At 70.8% G+C, this 16,711-nt stretch carries 19 protein-coding genes; 4 read left to right on the plus strand and 15 right to left on the minus strand.

What is annotated here, in order from left to right; genetic code table 11:
- Nucleotides 1-131: 131 nt before the first annotated feature.
- Nucleotides 132-1,619, minus strand: coding sequence for an alginate lyase family protein (locus tag AOK15_RS31060; protein ID WP_338059935.1), 1,488 nt, complete (start codon nt 1,617-1,619; stop codon nt 132-134).
- A 390-nt stretch (nt 1,620-2,009) separates the two neighbouring features.
- Here AOK15_RS31060 and AOK15_RS31065 point away from each other — a divergent pair, with 390 nt between their 5' ends.
- The 4 genes from AOK15_RS31065 to AOK15_RS31080 all read left to right on the plus strand — a co-directional run bounded on the left by AOK15_RS31065 (nt 2,010) and on the right by AOK15_RS31080 (nt 5,416).
- Nucleotides 2,010-2,561 carry a DUF1697 domain-containing protein gene (locus AOK15_RS31065; RefSeq protein ID WP_055521666.1) on the plus strand — a complete coding sequence of 184 codons (552 nt, stop codon included), beginning with the start codon at nt 2,010-2,012 and terminating at the stop codon, nt 2,559-2,561.
- Between the two features lie 3 nt (nt 2,562-2,564).
- Nucleotides 2,565-3,596: a ketopantoate reductase family protein gene (locus AOK15_RS31070; RefSeq protein WP_055521667.1), complete on the plus strand. Its 1,032-nt coding sequence runs from the start codon at nt 2,565-2,567 to the stop codon at nt 3,594-3,596.
- Nucleotides 3,597-3,703: 107 nt separating this feature from the next.
- Entirely contained in the window at nt 3,704-4,369 is a 666-nt protein-coding gene (locus tag AOK15_RS31075; RefSeq protein WP_055521668.1) for a TIGR03086 family metal-binding protein, read from the plus strand.
- A gap of 129 nt (nt 4,370-4,498) precedes the next feature.
- Entirely contained in the window at nt 4,499-5,416 is a 918-nt protein-coding gene (locus AOK15_RS31080) for a GNAT family N-acetyltransferase (RefSeq protein ID WP_055521669.1), read from the plus strand.
- 30 nt (nt 5,417-5,446) lie between these two features.
- Here the strand turns inward: AOK15_RS31080 and AOK15_RS31085 are convergent, their stop codons facing one another.
- The 14 genes from AOK15_RS31085 to AOK15_RS31150 all read right to left on the minus strand — a co-directional run bounded on the left by AOK15_RS31085 (nt 5,447) and on the right by AOK15_RS31150 (nt 16,584).
- Entirely contained in the window at nt 5,447-5,668 is a 222-nt protein-coding gene (locus tag AOK15_RS31085; RefSeq protein WP_055521670.1) for a helix-turn-helix domain-containing protein, read from the minus strand.
- Nucleotides 5,668-6,159 (minus strand): DUF2975 domain-containing protein, encoded by a 492-nt coding sequence (locus tag AOK15_RS31090; protein WP_055521671.1) that lies wholly within the window; start codon nt 6,157-6,159, stop codon nt 5,668-5,670. Before AOK15_RS31090 ends, AOK15_RS31085 begins: the two co-directional genes overlap by 1 nt.
- A gap of 135 nt (nt 6,160-6,294) precedes the next feature.
- A complete protein-coding gene (locus tag AOK15_RS31095) occupies nt 6,295-7,035 on the minus strand; it encodes a sirohydrochlorin chelatase (protein WP_055521672.1) in 741 nt (246 codons plus the stop codon).
- A gap of 81 nt (nt 7,036-7,116) precedes the next feature.
- Nucleotides 7,117-8,031, minus strand: a complete 915-nt coding sequence (locus AOK15_RS31100; protein ID WP_055521673.1) for an ABC transporter permease — start codon at nt 8,029-8,031, stop codon at nt 7,117-7,119.
- Nucleotides 8,018-8,806, minus strand: coding sequence for an ABC transporter ATP-binding protein (locus AOK15_RS31105; RefSeq protein WP_055521674.1), 789 nt, complete (start codon nt 8,804-8,806; stop codon nt 8,018-8,020). Before AOK15_RS31105 ends, AOK15_RS31100 begins: the two co-directional genes overlap by 14 nt.
- Before the next feature lie 34 nt (nt 8,807-8,840).
- Nucleotides 8,841-9,950, minus strand: coding sequence for an aliphatic sulfonate ABC transporter substrate-binding protein (locus tag AOK15_RS31110; protein ID WP_055521675.1), 1,110 nt, complete (start codon nt 9,948-9,950; stop codon nt 8,841-8,843).
- 235 nt (nt 9,951-10,185) lie between these two features.
- Nucleotides 10,186-11,514, minus strand: coding sequence for a sulfate adenylyltransferase subunit 1 (locus AOK15_RS31120; RefSeq protein WP_055521677.1), 1,329 nt, complete (start codon nt 11,512-11,514; stop codon nt 10,186-10,188).
- A 2-nt stretch (nt 11,515-11,516) separates the two neighbouring features.
- A complete protein-coding gene (cysD, locus tag AOK15_RS31125) occupies nt 11,517-12,455 on the minus strand; it encodes a sulfate adenylyltransferase subunit CysD (RefSeq protein ID WP_055521678.1) in 939 nt (312 codons plus the stop codon).
- A complete protein-coding gene (gene cysC, locus AOK15_RS31130) occupies nt 12,452-12,988 on the minus strand; it encodes an adenylyl-sulfate kinase (RefSeq protein ID WP_055521684.1) in 537 nt (178 codons plus the stop codon). Before cysC ends, cysD begins: the two co-directional genes overlap by 4 nt.
- Nucleotides 12,989-13,023: 35 nt before the next feature.
- Complete coding sequence (locus AOK15_RS31135) at nt 13,024-13,788, minus strand: phosphoadenylyl-sulfate reductase (RefSeq protein WP_240508682.1); 765 nt, start codon at nt 13,786-13,788, stop codon at nt 13,024-13,026.
- Nucleotides 13,785-13,964 carry a hypothetical protein gene (locus AOK15_RS31140; RefSeq protein ID WP_055521679.1) on the minus strand — a complete coding sequence of 60 codons (180 nt, stop codon included), beginning with the start codon at nt 13,962-13,964 and terminating at the stop codon, nt 13,785-13,787. The genes AOK15_RS31135 and AOK15_RS31140 overlap by 4 nt, the downstream gene beginning before the upstream one ends.
- Entirely contained in the window at nt 13,961-15,652 is a 1,692-nt protein-coding gene (locus tag AOK15_RS31145) for a nitrite/sulfite reductase (protein ID WP_055521680.1), read from the minus strand. The genes AOK15_RS31140 and AOK15_RS31145 overlap by 4 nt, the downstream gene beginning before the upstream one ends.
- 171 nt (nt 15,653-15,823) lie before the next feature.
- A complete protein-coding gene (locus AOK15_RS48630) occupies nt 15,824-15,907 on the minus strand; it encodes a putative leader peptide (RefSeq protein ID WP_309474722.1) in 84 nt (27 codons plus the stop codon).
- Between the two features lie 92 nt (nt 15,908-15,999).
- Nucleotides 16,000-16,584, minus strand: coding sequence for a GNAT family N-acetyltransferase (locus AOK15_RS31150; RefSeq protein ID WP_055521681.1), 585 nt, complete (start codon nt 16,582-16,584; stop codon nt 16,000-16,002).
- Nucleotides 16,585-16,711 lie beyond the last annotated feature (127 nt).

The raw sequence follows: 16,711 nt of genomic DNA on the forward strand, positions 1-16,711 counted from the left end.
GAGCACGGAACTTCGAGGTGGACCAGAAGCAGCCGAGGACCGCGAGGCCCAGGCACCCATCATCCGGACCGGCGCAACCGCGCCATGTCTGACTGCGATCAGTCACCGGAGTCTTTGTGTCACCTCAGGTGTCACTCCGCGTCGCGGCGGGCCTGACCGCGGCGGCGGAGCAGCAGGAGGCCGCCCGCGACCGCGGTGACGCCGGTCGCGGCCGTCCACAGAGCGAGGTCCGAGGCGCCGGTGGCAGCCAGATCCTCGCCGCCCTTACCGCCCTGGGCGCTGACGTCCCCGGAGGACTGCCCGGCCGAGGACTTGGACGAACCGGACGACCCGGAGGCACCGGACTTGGCGGCCGTCGGCTTCGACGGGGACGGTGAGGCCGCCGCCTCGGCTGCGGTGGCCTTGTCGCGGGTGTACGCCAGTGTGCCGAAGCCGAGTTCGTCGAATCCGCCGCTGTTCGGGCCGTAGTCGCCGCCGCCGCCCTCGGCCCCGCTGCGGGCCACCATCTCGCGGGTGTTCGGCATGGCCATGCCGCGCCTGTTGACGTAGTGGTTGTAGACCCGCTCCCAGACCGGGCGACCACCGCCACGGCCGCCTTCGGAGATGACGGTCTCCTCCGTATTCACGCAATGCACGCCGTTTGTCCAGGTGTAGGTGGTGTAGGGCACCTCGTAGCCGAGGTTGTACCGGGCGACGTACTCGCAGGCCTTGCGGAACCTGGAGTCGTCCGCGCCGTAGAGGTCGACGCCCTGGTTCCAGGCCATCTCGCAGATGGTGCCCATCAGGCCGATGCCCATCAGGGTGTGGCCCTGGTCGCGCCCGCTCTCCTGCCACTGGGCCAGGCCCACGTCGTTGTAGACGTAGGGGATCGCCTTGGCCAGCGCGCCGTTGCCTTCGCCGTTGTAGAAGTAGTCCACCGTCTCGTCGAACTTGGCCCGGTCGTCGCAGAGGATCCCGATGGCCATGATCGAGGCCATGGTGCACAGGTCCCAGTTCGCCCAGTAGTGGCCGATGCAATTGGTCTTGCGGTACATCATGTGGCGGTTCACCGGATAGAAGTGCTTGACCAGCATGTCCTGGAAACGGGCCAGGTCGAAGCCGGGGTAGCCGCGCATGAGCTCGCCGGCGTTGGCGAACTGGTACCCGTAGATACCCGCCAGGAGCGTGACTTCGGAGCCTCCGCCGATGCCCTTCAGCGTCCCCGACCAGGCGTTGCAGATGTCCCGCGCGGTGTCGGCGTGTGCGGTGTCGCCGGTGATCTTCCAGCGCAGCGCGTTCTGGTAGGCGGCGTGGACGTCGCGGTAGAGGGCCCCGAAGTTCTGGACGTCGCCGCCTCCCCGGGCCACGAACGCCTGCGGGTTGGGCCGGTATGTGGTCTGCGAGTAGCGGTTGGCGGTGAGCTTGGCGAGACCCGCCGTCTGGCGGGCGGCGCGCGTCTTCACCTTGGCGGCCATGCGCTCGAGATCGGCCCGGGTGTGGAGCATCCCCGGATGAGCGAAGGGCGTGCTCGCCGCCGTCGCGGGGGAGGCGGCCACGCCCGTGCCGATACCGATACCGACCGCGCCGGTCGCCGCTCCCGCGGCCTTGAGCATGCTGCGTCGGCTGATCTGAGGTGTCACTGTGTCGTTCCTCGGGCTCTCGTGGGGGGACGGTGCCTACGGGGAGGAGACGTGATGCGGAGCGGGAGATAACCAAAAAAGTGGGCGCCACCGATGAAAGACAGGTGGTCCTGCGTCCCGGGCCGTACCCTCCCGCGCGGCGCGGGCGGTCTTCGGGCGGCGGCCAAGAAGGCTTGCGGAGATGGCGCGGGGCGGTGGAATGGATACGGGCCGAAGAGTCAAGCCCGTCCGATCGGTGGACGGCACCGCCCTCATCATTCTCGCCGTCGCCGGCGTGGCGGACGTGATCGACTCCACCGGGTGCCCGGCGGCCGGAGCGGCCACCCGGAACCGGATCGGAGCCAGAGCGGCACCCCCCGGAAGAGGTGTGGACGTGCCTATCGTGGGCCCATGACGACGTACGCCGCGCTGCTGCGCGGAATCAACGTGGGCGGCAGCAGGAAGGTCCCGATGGGCGACCTCCGTACGCTGCTGACGGGCCTCGGGTACGACGCGGTGGCCACCTACCTCCAGAGCGGCAACGCGGTCTTCGCCAGCGACCACGGTGACGAGGACTCCCTCGCTGCCGAGATCACCGCCGCCCTCCAGAAGCACTTCGGCTTCACCGTGGACGTCCTGGTGCGCGACCACGCCTACCTGGAGGCGGTACGGGCCCACTGCCCCTTCCCCGCCGACGAACTGGAGGGCAAGCAGCTGCACGTCACCTACTTCTCGGAGCAGGTGGCGGAGGACCGCTTCGGCGGGCTGGACCGATCCGCCTTCCTGCCCGAGGAGTTCAGGCTCGGCGACCGGGCGCTCTACCTGTACGCCCCCGACGGCCTCGGTCGCTCCAAGCTGGCGGAGGCGCTCGCGAAGCCGCGCCTGGTGAAGGGCCTGATCGCCACCACCCGCAACTGGAACACCGTCGTGAAGATGGCCGAGCTGACCTCGACCGGAGGCTGACCCATGCGCTACCTCGTCCTCGGAGCCGGCGCGGTCGGCGGAACCATAGGCGGGCGCCTGGCCGAGGCGGGCCACGAGGTCGTCCTCGTCGCCCGCGGAGCCCAGTACACGGCCCTGCGCGACCACGGCCTCCGCCTCAGGACCCCGGACGGCGACCGCACCCATCGCCTCCTCACCGTGGAGGGGCCCGCCGCACTCGGCGAGCTCCGCCCCGACGACGTCCTGCTCCTCGCCGTGAAGACCCAGGACACCGAGGCGGCCCTCGCGACCTGGGGCCCCGCCCCGGTGGCCGGCGGCGGCACGGCCGCCGAGCGCCTCCCCCTGGTCTGCGCCCAGAACAGTGTGGAGAGCGCACGGCTTGCCCTCCGCCGCTTCCGGCGCGTGTACGGCGTCTGCGTATGGCTGCCCTCCACCTTCGTGGAACCCGGCGTCGTCTCGGCGGCCGGCACCCCGCTCACCGGCATGCTCCACCTCGGCCGCCACCCCCACGGCACCGACGAGACGGCCCACCGCATCGCCGCCGACCTGGAGAAGTCCCGGTTCGAGGCGCCCGTCGTACCGGACGTCCAGCGCTGGCAGTACGCCAAGCTGCTGGGCAACCTCGGCAACGCCCTCGAAGCGCTGAGCGGCCCCGTCGACGGCGAGGAGGCCGAGGCGCTGTACGCCCGCGTGCGCGCCGAGGGCGAGCGGGTGCTCGACGCGGCGGGGATCGCGTACGCGAGCGCCGGGGAGCAGCGGAGGGCCAGGGGCGACAAGATCACCCTGGTGCCGCCGGCCGGTGCCCCGCGCGGCGGCGGCTCCTCCTGGCAGTCCCTCACCCGTGGCACCGGCACCATCGAGGCCGACCACCTCAACGGCGAGATCGTCCTGCTCGGCCGGCTGCACGGCGTACCGACCCCGCTGAACGAGCTGCTGCAACGCCTCGCGAACACCTTCGCCCGCGAGCGCCGGCCCGCCGGTTCGATGCCGGTCGCGGAACTGGTACGGCGGGCGGACGAGGCGGAGCGGGCGGCGTGGGCGGACGCGGGGGAGTAGGCGGCGCGGGCCGACGCGAGGTCGAGGGTCGGCCGGGACGGGCCGCGGCGGCGACGGTGTCGCGTTTGTTCAAGAGCCGTGCGCGCGCCGTCCCTAGCGTGGGGCGCATGAACAACCACGACTCGTACCCGCACATGGTCGAATGCGCCGCCGAGGCGGCCCGTGTCGCACGGGGTGTCACGGCGGCACATCTCGCCCTCCCCACCCACTGCCCCGACTGGGATGTCCGCGCCCTGGTGAACCACTGGGTCCTCTACACCTCGCACGGCCTGGAACACCGCGCCCTGCGCACCCCGCTCCCCGAGGAGTTGACGCAGCGCGACTTCGCCGCAGACCCGGACTGGGCCGACGCGTACGCCGCCCAGCTGGACCGGGCGGTCGCGGCCTGGGCCGACCCGGCGCTGTGGGAGGGCGACATCGACCTCGGCATGGGCCCGCTGCCGGCCGCCGACCTCGCCGGCATGATCATCAAGGAGACGGCCGTCCACGGCTGGGACGTCGCCACGGCCACCGGCCAGGCGTTCCGCGTCTCGGAGGGAGCCGCCCGCTTCGTCCTCGACGTCGTCGAGACCCACGGCGAGCTCTACCGGAAGTACGACGGCTTCGCGGCCCCGGTGCCCGTGCCGTCCGACGCCCCGACCTTCGACCGGGCGCTGGCGTCGAGCGGCCGTGACCCGAGGGGCGGTTCACCGGTCGACACAGGCCACGGAGCCGACGGAAAACCGATGGACGGCCCGACCGGGGACGACGTACTGTCGGCCTCCACGCCCTGAGACCGACGGAAGGAGGCGAGTGCCGTGCGGTTCACACCTTTCCTGCGCTCCCTTCCCCGCTGTCCCGGCGTGTTCGACGAGGTCTGACCGGGAGCGCTGCCAGCAGCTCGTATCCCGGAGGAACCCCTCATGACCGATACGGTCATCCGCGCGCTCACCGCGAGCGACGCCTCTCTTTTCGACGCACACCCCGACCCGCTGGGCGCCCGTGAGAGCCACCGGCGCACCCGGTTCCGCCCCGACTGGAAGCGTGTCGCCCTGCGCGACGGCGAGGTCGTCGCGCGCGGCGCGTGGTGGGGCGGGCCCGACGACCCGGAGCCCGTCAACATCAACTGGTTCGACGTCACCGAGGGCGAGGAGGAGGCCGGTGCCGAACTCCTGCGCTCCGCCCCCTGGCGGGTCGAGCTGGAGTTCAACCTGCCCGGCGGCTGGCGGGACGACCCCGCCCTGCGCGCCGCGGCCGAGGCCCGCTTCGGCGCCGCCCGAGCCGCCGGGTACGCCCTCCTCGTGGAACGCTTCCTGTACCGCTGGACCCCCGAACGGGGTCTGCCCGAGCGGCCCGGACGTCTGCGGTTCAGCGCCGAGGCCGACGACGAGGTGTTCCGCGACGCGTTGCGCCGCATCCACTCCGTCACCCTGGACGCCCACGCGCTGAGGGCCATCGAGGAGGGGGGTGTCGACCGTGCCGCCCAGGAGGAGCTCGACTTCTTCCACTGGTGCCCCTCCCCGAGGGAGTGGTGGCAGGTCGCGCACACCCCGGACGGCGACCTCGCCGGCATCCACATCCCGGCGCACAACCCCTCCGGCCCGACCATCGGCTTCATCGGGGTCGTCCCCGAACACCGAGGACGCGGCTACGCCTACGACCTCCTCGCCGAGTGCACCCACGTCCTCGTGGAGCAGGGCGCGGAGTTCGTCAGCGGAGCGACGGACCAGGGCAACTTCCCCATGGCCGCGAACTTCACGAAGGCCGGCTTCCCGGTCGTGAGCGAACGCATCAACTTCCACCCGGTGGACCCGGTGACCCCGGTGGACCCGACGGCCTGAGCGAGCGCCGGTCGGTCGGCCGGGGGCGCGTCATTCTTCCGCCGTGTCCCCGGCCTCCCACCGCAGCAGATCGCCCGGCTGGCAGTCGAGCACCTCGCACAGCGCGGCGAGGGTGGCGAAGCGCACCGCCTTGGCGCGGCCGTTCTTGAGGACCGCCAGGTTGGCGGGGGTGATCCCCACGCGGTCGGCGAGTTCGCCCACGGACATCTTCCGCCTGGCCAGCATCACGTCGATGTCGACGGCGATCGGCATCAGATCACCTCGTCCAGCTCGGCCCGCATCCGCGTCGCCTCACCGTCGCGGGCGACGGCCTGGGCGAGCAGCATCCGCAGGACGAGCACGATGAGCGCGACGCCCAGGATGCCCACGCCGATCCCACCCATGATCACGGTGACGCCCGGGTCCTCCCGCTGTCCCGGCGCGTTGACCGCCGTGACCGCGAACCACACGAGGGCGGCCGACACGATCGCGCCGATCACGCCGTCCACGTAACGGAAGGCGGCATGGGAGAACACGGTCCCGCGGCGCACCATCGTCACCAGTCGCCACACGCAGAACAGGGCGACCTGGACCGACACCATGCCCAGGAGCGTGATCACGCGCAGCGCGGTCAGCGGGAGCGTCCCGTCCTCGGGGTCGGCGCCGGTCACCAGCACCCACAGCATCGACGCCTGCACGAACAAGGTGCCGGTGAACATCACCACGAGCACAGCGCGCAGCGCACGCACGGTCAGCTTTCCCATGACCCGTCCTCCCATCGACTTGCGATGGGAATCTATCGAGTTTCGATAGGTGAGGCAAGGGTTGGACACCGGACGGGGGCCGGGAACGCCTGAGCACACCCGGCCATGGGGTCGTCGTGCGGGGGTCGAGGGCGGTCAGGCCGCCGTGAGCTGCCCCGCGCCGAGCGCGGCGGTGTAGCGGCGCAGCAGCAGTTCGGCCAGCTCGGGGGAGGGGCCGAGCACCTCGGCGAGGACATCGGCGCCCGCCTCATGGGCACCGGCGGCGATCCGGTCCGGCAGCCGACCGGGCGCGATGACGTACGGCGCCACGGCCACCCGACGGCAGCCGAGCGCCCGCAGCTCCCGCACGGCGTCCTCCGTGCGGGGCAGCGACGCGGAGGCGAACGCGGGTCGCACGGCGCACCAACCGGTGTGCCGCCACTCCCGCGCGATTGCTGCGATCACCGCGATCGCCTCCGGGTCCGTGGACCCCGCCGAGGCCAGGACGACCCCGGTCGAGGACTTGTCGGCGGGGCTCAGACCCGCCTCGTGCAGCCGCCGTTCGAGCCCGGCCAGCAGCAGCGGCGACGGGCCGAGCACCTCCGCCTGGCGGATCCGCAGCCGGGGCGGCGCGTCCCGCAGCACCGCCGGGATGTCCGCCTTGGCGTGGAACGCCCGGGTCAGCAGCAGCGGCAGCGCCACCACGTCCTCGACGCCCTCCGCGGCGAGGGACTCCAGCACTCCCTGCACCGAGGGGAGGTTGAAGTCCAGGAAACCCGTCTCCACGCGCAGCCCGGGACGTGCCGCCCGCACCCGCCGCACGAGCGCGTGCACGGTCGCGGCGTGCCGCGGGTCGCGGCTGCCGTGGGCGACGACGAGGAGGACGGGACTGCGCATGGAGTCGGGTTCCTTCCGGTCTCTGGCTCGGTTCCTGTTCCTGTTTCGGTCGCGGTGTGCGGTTCGGATGCGGCCCCGCTGTCAGCCCTTCACGAGCAGACCGCGGCCGCGCAGGACCCGGCGCTCCAGAGGACTGAAGATCAGCAGGTCGATGGCGATACCGACCAGCAGGATGAGGAAGATGGCGAGGAAGACGGTGGCCATGTCGATGTTGGTGCGGCCGTTCTCCAGCAGCTGGCCGAGGCCCACACCCAGGTCGGGGTGGTTGGCGATGATCTCCGCCGCCATCAGCGAGCGCCACGAGAACGCCCAGCCCTGCTTCAGGCCCGCCAGATAGCCGGGCAACGCGGCCGGCATCACGATGTGCCAGGCACCCTGGAGCCCGGTGGCGCCCATGGTGCGGCCCGCCCGCAGATACAGCGGCGGCACCTGGTCGATACCGGAGACCAGCCCGTTGGCGATCGACGGGACCGCGCCGAGCAGGATCACCGTGTACATCATCTGGTCGCTCAGCCCCAGCCAGACCACGGCCGGCGGCACCCACGCCACCGACGGCAGCGACTGGAGACCGGAGAGGATCGGCCCGATCGCGGCCCGCACGAACCTCACCCGGGCGACCAGGATGCCCAGCGGAGTGCCGATCGCCAGCGCGATCAGGAAGCCGAACAGGCCGCGCGAGACGCTCGTCCAGATGTAGCCGAGCAGCTTGCCCTCCAGCCACGCCTGCTCCGCCGCGTCCCACACGGCGGACGGCGAGGGCAGCTTGCCCTGGTCGGTGACGACCCCGAACGAGATCAGGCCCTGCCACACCGCGAGGACCAGCACGACCGCGACGATCGGCGGCACGATCTTGGTGCGGAAGGTCTGGCCGAAGGAGGGTCGGCCCGTGCCGGTCGTCTCCAGGGCGTCGAGACCCGCCTCCACCGCGCCGAGCCGGTCCTTGTCGGCGGCCGGCGCCTCGATGGTGTCCGTCGTCCTCGTCTCACTGCTGGCCATGACGGCGGATCTCCTCACGCAGAACATCGGTGATCTCCAGGGACAGCTCCGCCACCGGCGCGTCCTCGATACGGCGGGGCTGAGGGATGTCCACCCGCCACTCCCGGGCCACCCGGCCCGGACGCGAGGACAGCAGCACCACCCGCTGGGCGAGGCGCACCGCCTCACGGACGTTGTGCGTGACGAAGAGGACGGAGAGCCCCGTCTCCTCCCAGATCCGGGTCAGCTCGTCGTGCAGCACGTCCCGCGTGATGGCGTCGAGCGCCGCGAACGGCTCGTCCATCAGCAGGAGCTTGCTCTCCTGCCCCAGCGCCCGCGCCAGCGCCACCCGCTGGCGCATACCGCCGGACAGCTCGTGCACCCGCTTGCCGTACGCGCCCTTCAGCCGGACGAGTTCGAGCAGGGCCTCGGCCCGCTCGCGCCGCTCGTTCTTCGCGACCCCCCGCAGCTTCAGGGCGAGTTCGATGTTCTTGCCCGCGGTCAGCCACGGGAACAGGGCGTGCTCCTGGAACATCAGGGCGGGACGCCCGTCGGTGCTGATGCTGCCCTGGCTGGGCCTGTCGAGCCCCGCGACCAGGTTGAGCAGCGTCGACTTGCCGCAGCCCGAGGCCCCCAGGAGGGTGACGAACTCGCCCGGAGCGACATCGAGAGTGATGTCGTCGAGGACGAGCTGCTGCCCGGCGGGTCCGGCGAAGGACTTCGACACGTGCTCGATACGGGCGGCGTGCTCGACGGTCCCGACGCCGTCGGCGGCCTTGGCGAGTGCGGTGGCCATGGTCGTCACCTCCTGGGAACTCAGCGGACTGGGGTTACTTGACGCCGAGACCGGCGTCGTCGACCTCGGACTCGCCCTCGGCCTTCAGGACCTTGTTGAGGATCGACAGGTCGTAGATGCCGTCCAGCAGCGGGTCCTTCAGCAGACCGGCCTTGACCGCGTGCTCCGCCTCGGTGTTGAGGGTGGAGGCCAGCGGGTCGTCGGTGAACTGGATCGACGTCCAGGCCGGGTCGAGGACCTTGGCGTCCAGGGCCTTGCCCGAGTCCTCCTTCAGACGGGCGTTGGCGGCGGCCTTCGCCTTCTCCGTGTCGGAGTTGATGAAGGCGTTCGTCTTGACCGCGCCGCGCAGCACCGCCTCGACGACCTTCGGGTGCTCCTTGAGGAAGTCCTGCCGCACGATGATGTTCGTGATCACGAACTTCTTGTCCGGCCACAGGTCGGCCTCGTCCAGCAGCACCTTCGCGCCCTCGGCGACCAGCTTCGACGCGGTCGGCTCCGGCACCCACGCGCCGTCGATGGAGCCCGACTTGTAGGCGCCCGGGGTGATCTTGTTGTCCGTGCGGACGACGGAGACGTCGCCCTTGCCGCTCTCCGCGTCGACCTTCCACCCCTGCTCGGCGATCCAGTTGAGGAACGCCACGTCCTGGGTGTTGCCGAGCTGCGGGGTCGCGATGCTCTTGCCCTTGACGTCCTTCAGGGACTTGATCTTGTCCGGGTTCACCACGAGCTTCACACCGCCGGAGGCCGAACCGCCGATGATGCGCAGCCCCTTGCCCGCGGACTTGGTGTAGCCGTTGATCGCCGGGGAGGGGCCGATCCAGCCGATGTCGATCGACTTCGAGTTCAGTGCCTCGATCTCGGAGGGACCGGCGTTGAAGGTCGCGTACTCGGCCCTGGTGGCGCCGAGCTCCTTCTGGAAGATGCCTTCCTGACGGCCGACCAGCGCGGTGGCGTGCGTCAGGTTGCCGAAGTAGCCGATCTTGACGGTGTCGAGCCCTTCGATCTTCTTGGCGCCGGCGGCGACCTTGACGGTGTCGTCGTCCTTGGCCTGGGAGCCGTAGCCGCAGGCGGCGAGGGTGAGGAGGGGAAGCGTTGCGAGGACCGCGACGGAGCGCCGGAAGGCGGAAGAGCGGTTGGCAGGCACGGGAGGGGTTCCTCTCGGAGGCCCGGCGGTCACAGCCGCTAAGGGTGTGGCCGGGGAATCAGGAAAAAGGTCTTCGTCGCAACGGGGACGTCCGGTGGGGGGACGGGGCGCGCAAGCGGTGCGCGTACGTCAGCACACACATCGGGCGACTCCGCCCTGCCCGCTGCCGAGGGCGCCGGAGCCCACACGGCCGCCCTCCTTCGCGAACGTCGCGTAGTGGTCCACGGGGGTCATGTCAGAAGTCCCACCCGTCGTCCTCGGAGTCGTCCTTGACGGGCTCCGGGGAAGCGAACGACTCGCCGACCATCCCGGCGGTCAGGGTCGTGCCGTCGGACGGGTCGATCAGGATGAACGAACCGGTGCGGCGGGAGTCGGCGTAGGAGTCGACCGGCAGCGCCTCCGCCGTACGCACCTTCACCCGGCCGATGTCGTTGGCGACGAGCTGTCCCGGGTGCGGGTGCAGGGACAGGTCGTCGAGCGTCAGACGCGAGGGGATGTCCTTGACGATCGCCTTCACCGTGCGGGTGCCGTGCTTGAGGAGCACCCGGTGGCCGACCGTCAGCGGCTGGTCGGCGACATGGCACACGGTCGCCTCGATGTCCTGCGTCGTCGCGGGCGCGTCCTTGCTCGGCACGATCAGGTCGCCGCGCGAGATGTCGATGTCGTCCTCCAGCAGGAGCGTCACCGACTGCGGGGTGTAGGCCACGGCGACCGGCTTGCCCAGCACGTCGATCCCCGCGACCTTCGTCGCACGGCCCGAAGGCAGCACCGTCACCGGGTCGCCCACCCGGAACGTGCCGGCGGCAATCTGACCGGCGTACCCCCGGTAGTCGGGGTGCTCGGCGGTCTGCGGGCGGATCACGTACTGCACGGGCAGCCGGGCGTGGCAGTGCGCCAGGTCGTGACTGACCGGCACGGTCTCCAGGTGCTCCAGGACCGTCGGGCCGCCGTACCAGTCCATGTGCGCGGACGGCTCCACCACGTTGTCGCCGGCCAGCGCCGAGATCGGGATCGCGGTGATCTCGGGGACGCCCAGCTCGGACGCGTACGCCGTGAACTCCTCGGCGATCGCCGCGAAGACCTTCTCCTCGTACGCGACGAGGTCCATCTTGTTGACGGCGAGCACCACGTGCGGGACGCGCAACAGCGCGGCGATCGCGGCGTGCCGGCGGGTCTGCTCGACGACACCGTTGCGGGCGTCGACCAGGATCACCGTCAGCTCGGCGGTGGAGGCACCCGTCACCATGTTGCGGGTGTACTGCACATGGCCGGGCGTGTCGGCGAGGATGAACCGGCGCTTGGCCGTGGCGAAGTAGCGGTACGCCACGTCGATGGTGATGCCCTGCTCCCGCTCGGCCCGCAGACCGTCGGTGAGCAGCGCGAGGTCCGGGCCCTCCTGGCCGCGGCTCGCCGAGGCACGCTCCACGGCCTCCAGCTGGTCGGTGAGGACCGACTTGGAGTCGTGCAGCAGCCGGCCGACGAGGGTGGACTTGCCGTCGTCGACGGAGCCCGCGGTGGCGAACCTGAGGAGTGTGGTGGCGGAGAGTTCCGCGGTCGTCGTCATGCTTAGAAGTACCCCTCGCGCTTGCGGTCTTCCATCGCGGCCTCGGACAGCTTGTCGTCGGCGCGGGTGGCGCCCCGCTCGGTGAGCCGGGACGCGGCGATCTCGGTGATGACCTGCTCCAGCGTCACGGCGTCGGAGTCGACGGCACCGGTGCAGGACATGTCACCCACGGTCCGGTAGCGGATGAGCCGCCTCTCGACGGTCTCGCCCTCCTTCGGGCCGCCCCACTCGCCGGCGGTCAGCCACATACCGGCCCGCTGGAACACGTCACGCTCGTGCGCGAAGTAGATCTCCGGCAGTTCGATGCCCTCGCGGGCGATGTACTGCCAGACGTCCAGCTCGGTCCAGTTGGAGAGCGGGAAGACCCGGACGTGCTCGCCGGGCGCGTGGCGGCCGTTGTAGAGCTGCCACAGCTCGGGGCGCTGACGGCGCGGGTCCCACTGGGAGAACTCGTCGCGCAGCGAGAACACCCGCTCCTTGGCGCGCGCCTTCTCCTCGTCGCGCCGGCCGCCGCCGAAGACCGCGTCGAACTTCTCCGACTGGATCCTCTCGGTCAGCGGCACCGTCTGGAGCGGGTTGCGGGTGCCGTCGGGACGCTCCTTGAGGACCCCGCGGTCGATGTAGTCCTGCACCGACGCCACGTGCAGCCGCAGGTTGTGCTGGGCCACCGCGCGGTCCCGGTACTCGATGACCTCGGGGAAGTTGTGCCCGGTGTCCACGTGCAGCAGGGAGAAGGGGACCGCCGCCGGGGCGAACGCCTTCAGCGCCAGGTGCAGCATGACGATGGAGTCCTTGCCGCCGGAGAACAGGATCACCGGCCGCTCGAACTCGCCCGCCACCTCGCGGAAGATATGGACGGCCTCGGACTCCAGCGCGTCCAGATGGGAGAGGGTGTACGGCGTGCCGGTGCCCTCGGACACGGCCGCGACGGTCGTCGTCATGCCAGACCCCTCTCGGTGAGCAGCTTGTGGACCAGCGCCGCGGACTCCTGGACCGTCTGGTCCTGCGACTCGATGCGCAGGTCCGGGTTCACGGGCGCCTCGTACGGGTCGTCGACCCCGGTCAGCCCGGAGATCTCGCCCGCCGCCTGCTTGGCGTACAGCCCCTTCACATCACGTTCGGAGCACACCTCGACCGGAGTGGCCACATGCACCTCCACGTACGCGGCACCGCTCGCCGCGTGGCGCTCGCGCACCGCCTCGCGGCTGTCGGCGTACGGCGCGATGACCGGGACCAGCACCTTCACTCCGTTGCGGGCGAGCAGGTCGGCGAGGAAGCCGATGCGCTGCACGTTGGTGTGCCGGTCGGCGCGGCTGAAGCCGAGGCCGGCGGTGAGGAACTCGCGGATCTCGTCGCCGTCGAGCACCTCGACGAGGTGGCCCTCCTCACGCAGCCGGTTCGCCAGCTCGTACGCGATGGTGGTCTTGCCGGCGCTCGGCAGACCCGTGAGCCAGACGGTGGCTCCGGTCGTCACTTGGTTCTCCTGGTTCGTCACGGGCACGGTCGCGGTCACAGGTGCAGCCCGCACTCGGTCTTGGCGCTGCCGGCCCAGCGGCCGGCGCGAGCGTCCTCGCCCGGGGCGACGCGGCGGGTGCAGGGGGCGCAGCCCACGGAGGCGTAGCCGTCCATGAGGAGCGGGTTGGTGAGCACCCCGTGCTCGGCGACGTAGGCGTCCACGTCGTCCTGCGTCCAGCGGGCGATCGGGGCGATCTTGACCTTGCCCCGCTTCTCGTCCCAGGCGACGACCGGGGTGTTCGCCCGGGTCGGGGACTCGTCGCGGCGCAGGCCCGTCGCCCAGGCGTCGAAGCGGGCGAGGCCCTCCTCCAGCGGCTTGACCTTGCGCAGGAAGCAGCACTGGTCGGGGTCGCGGTCGTGCAGCTTCGGACCGTACTCGGCGTCCTGCTCGGCGACGGTCTGGCGGGGGGTGATCGTGATGACGTTGACGTCCATCACGGCCTCCACCGCGTCCCGGGTGCCGATGGTCTCCGGGAAGTGGTAGCCGGTGTCGAGGAACACCACGTCCACGCCGGGCCGGGCCCGGGAGGCGAGGTGCGCGACCACGGCGTCCTCCATGGAGGAGGTCACGCAGAACCGCTCGCCGAAGGTGTCCACGGCCCACTGGAGGATCTCCAGGGCCGAGGCGTCCTCCAGATCACGGCCGGCCTGCTCGGCGAGCGCCTTGAGTTGGGCGCGCCGGTCCTCGTCGGGGCCGGCCTCGGTGTCGTCGTCGCTCAGCGACGCGGATGTGTCGCCATCCGCCTGAACGGTCGTCATATGTGGTCCCCTCCGCTGTCGGCTCGCTGAAGCCCTCGGGCCAGCAGCCCGAGGAACTTCACCTGGAAGGCTCGATTGCAGGCCCCGCATTCCCATGCGCCGTGGCCCTCTTCGTTCGGGCGCAGGTCCTCGTCGCCGCAGTAGGGGCAGTAGAACGGGGCGGCTCGCTCGCTCATGACAGGGACTCCTCGCCGGCCCGGGCCACCCAGGTGGCGAACCGCTCGCCGTCCTCGCGCTCCTCCTGGAAGCGCCTGAGGACCCGCTCGACGTAGTCGGGCAGTTCCTCGGAGGTGACCTTCAGACCACGCACCTTGCGGCCGAACCCGGCCTCCAGACCGAGCGCGCCGCCCAGGTGCACCTGGAAGCCCTCGACCTGCTCGCCCCGCTCGTCGAGGACGAGCTGTCCCTTGAGACCGATGTCCGCCACCTGGATACGCGCGCAGGCGTTGGGGCAGCCGTTGATGTTGATGGTGAGCGGCTCGTCGAAGTCGGGGAGGCGGCGCTCCAGTTCGTCGATGAGGGAGGAGCCGCGGGCCTTGGTCTCGACGATCGCGAGCTTGCAGTACTCGATGCCGGTGCAGGCCATCGTGCCGCGCCGGAACGGCGACGGGTTCACCGTGAGGTCCAGTGCCTCCAGCCCCGCGACGAGCGAGTCGACCTGGTCCTCGGTGACGTCGAGCACGATCATCTTCTGCTCGACGGTGGTGCTGACCCGGCCGGAGCCGTGGGCCTCGGCGAGGTCGGCGATCTTCGTCAGGGTGGTGCCGTCGACCCGGCCGACCCGCGGGGCGAACCCGACGTAGTAGCGGCCGTCGTTCTGCGGGTGCACACCGACGTGGTCGCGCCAACGCTCCACGGGCTGGTCGGGGGCGGGCCCGTCGATCAGCTTCCGCTTCAGGTACTCGTCCTCCAGGACCTGGCGGAACTTCTCGGTGCCCCAGTCCGCGAGGAGGAACTTCAGCCGGGCGCGGGTGCGCAGCCGCCGGTAGCCGTAGTCACGGAAGATCGAGATGACGCCCTCGTACACGTCCGCGACCTCGTCCAGCGGCACCCATGTGCCGAGCCGCTGCCCGATCTTGGGGTTGGTGGACAGACCGCCGCCGACCCACAGGTCGAAGCCGGGGCCGTGCTCCGGGTGGCGGACACCGACGAAGGCGATGTCGTTGATCTCGTGCGCCACGTCCAGCAGCGGCGAACCCGAGATCGCCGACTTGAACTTGCGGGGCAGGTTCGAGAAGGCCTTGTTGCCGATGATCCGCCGCTGGATCTCCTCCATGGCGGGCGTGCCGTCGATGATCTCGTCCGCGGCGATACCGGCGACGGGCGAGCCGATGATCACACGCGGGGTGTCACCGCACGCCTCGGTCGTGGACAGCCCCACGGCCTCCAGCCGCTCCCAGATCTCGGGCACGTCCTCGACCCGGATCCAGTGGTACTGCACGTTCTGCCGGTCGGTGATGTCGGCGGTGCCCCGCGCGAACTCCTGCGAGATCTCGCCGATCACCCGCAGCTGCCGGATGGTGAGACGACCGCCGTCGATGCGCACCCGCAGCATGAAGTACTTGTCGTCCAGCTCCTCCGGCTCCAGGATCGCGGTCTTGCCGCCGTCGATCCCGGGCTTGCGCTGGGTGTAAAGACCCCACCAGCGCATCCGGCCCCGCAGGTCGTTCGGGTCGATCGAGTCGAAGCCGCGCTTCGAGTAGATCGTCTCAATGCGTGTCCGCACATTGAGACCGTCGTCGTCCTTCTTGAACTGCTCGTTGCCGTTGAGCGGGGTGAAATGTCCGGCGGCCCACTGTCCTTCGCCACGGTGACGGCTCACCTTGCGGCGGGGCGTGGCGGAGTTATCCGGGGTGGCGGCCATGGTTCTACGTCCTTCGGACAAGTCGGTAAGCGGCTCTGACCTGCGCATACGCGCACATGCGGGCACACCGGCAGGGGTGTGCGGCGCCTGCGCGTCATTGCGCTGGCCGAAACAGAGGAGGGGGTGCGGCGCTGGTGCCCGGGGTCGTGGCGACCCCTCGCGGTCGGGGCGTCAGCTCACCGGACAGATGGCGCTGGACATGCGGCCGAGGTCGACGTGCCGCCGACTCACCAAGGCAATTCCAGTTCCAGACATGACGGAAGCGTGTCACGGCTCTTTAGACCGAGTCCACCTTCATCCACATGTCGGACAGGGATGTCTCGCATGGCGAGACGATGTGATGTGGGTCATGATGCCGGGGGCAGTGCCCCCGGCCAGGGTCCCGGCGCGACCACGTCGGCCTCCTCCGTCACCTCGGTGTCGAACAGCCTGAACCCGCGCCGCTGGTAGTTCGCCAGCGCGTGCTCGCTGTCCCTGCTGCATGTGTGCAGCCACACCCGCTTCGTCGGCGGCAGTGCAGGCCACCGCTCGGCGAGGTCCCAGGCCCGGGCCGTGCCGTACGACAGGAGGTGCCCGCCGATGCGCCGGCCACGGAAGGCCGGGATCAGCCCGAAGTACACGATCTCCACGGCCCCGCCGTCCTGCGGCTCCAGCTCCACGTAGCCCGCGGGCGTGCCCCGGTCGTACGCGACCCACGTCTCCACACCGGGCCGCCGCAGGTGCTCCTGCCACCGGGCGTACGGCCACGACAGTCGGTCGATCCACAGGATGTCGCCGCCGACGGACGCGTACAGGAAGCGGCTGAACTCGGGGGAGGGCACCTCGGCGCGGACGATACGGACGTCGTCGCCCTCGGGAGCGGCGGCGGGCAGGAGGTCGCCCGGGGACGTCTGCTCCAGGGACCAGGTGGTGAGGGTGCTGCGACTGCTCATGCCGTCAGGGAATCACGGGGTCCGTCCGCTCTCCAAGGCCGGTCCCGACCACCGGTCGGGCGGGGTCGGCCGGCCACGCGGGTCAGGACGCCGTCGACGGTGCGGCGGGGTCGGGGGTGGACGGGTC

Origin of the sequence: Streptomyces ossamyceticus, from assembly GCF_001418475.1 — a bacterium.
Taxonomy (GTDB): Bacteria; Actinomycetota; Actinomycetes; order Streptomycetales; family Streptomycetaceae; genus Streptomyces; species Streptomyces ossamyceticus.

Bases quoted from the DNA above. Each gene is read 5' to 3' on its own strand.
- AOK15_RS31065 (WP_055521666.1), top strand. From the start codon at position 2,010: ATGACGACGTACGCCGCGCTGCTGCGCGGAATCAACGTGGGCGGCAGC.
- AOK15_RS31070 (WP_055521667.1), top strand. From the start codon at position 2,565: ATGCGCTACCTCGTCCTCGGAGCCGGCGCGGTCGGCGGAACCATAGGC.
- AOK15_RS31075 (WP_055521668.1), top strand. From the start codon at position 3,704: ATGAACAACCACGACTCGTACCCGCACATGGTCGAATGCGCCGCCGAG.
- AOK15_RS31080 (WP_055521669.1), top strand. From the start codon at position 4,499: ATGACCGATACGGTCATCCGCGCGCTCACCGCGAGCGACGCCTCTCTT.
- AOK15_RS31085 (WP_055521670.1), bottom strand. From the start codon at position 5,668: ATGCCGATCGCCGTCGACATCGACGTGATGCTGGCCAGGCGGAAGATG.
- AOK15_RS31090 (WP_055521671.1), bottom strand. From the start codon at position 6,159: ATGGGAAAGCTGACCGTGCGTGCGCTGCGCGCTGTGCTCGTGGTGATG.
- AOK15_RS31095 (WP_055521672.1), bottom strand. From the start codon at position 7,035: ATGCGCAGTCCCGTCCTCCTCGTCGTCGCCCACGGCAGCCGCGACCCG.
- AOK15_RS31100 (WP_055521673.1), bottom strand. From the start codon at position 8,031: ATGGCCAGCAGTGAGACGAGGACGACGGACACCATCGAGGCGCCGGCC.
- AOK15_RS31105 (WP_055521674.1), bottom strand. From the start codon at position 8,806: ATGGCCACCGCACTCGCCAAGGCCGCCGACGGCGTCGGGACCGTCGAG.
- AOK15_RS31120 (WP_055521677.1), bottom strand. From the start codon at position 11,514: ATGACGACGACCGCGGAACTCTCCGCCACCACACTCCTCAGGTTCGCC.
- cysD (WP_055521678.1), bottom strand. From the start codon at position 12,455: ATGACGACGACCGTCGCGGCCGTGTCCGAGGGCACCGGCACGCCGTAC.
- AOK15_RS31135 (WP_240508682.1), bottom strand. From the start codon at position 13,788: ATGACGACCGTTCAGGCGGATGGCGACACATCCGCGTCGCTGAGCGAC.
- AOK15_RS31140 (WP_055521679.1), bottom strand. From the start codon at position 13,964: ATGAGCGAGCGAGCCGCCCCGTTCTACTGCCCCTACTGCGGCGACGAG.
- AOK15_RS31145 (WP_055521680.1), bottom strand. From the start codon at position 15,652: ATGGCCGCCACCCCGGATAACTCCGCCACGCCCCGCCGCAAGGTGAGC.
- AOK15_RS48630 (WP_309474722.1), bottom strand. From the start codon at position 15,907: ATGTCTGGAACTGGAATTGCCTTGGTGAGTCGGCGGCACGTCGACCTC.
- AOK15_RS31150 (WP_055521681.1), bottom strand. From the start codon at position 16,584: ATGAGCAGTCGCAGCACCCTCACCACCTGGTCCCTGGAGCAGACGTCC.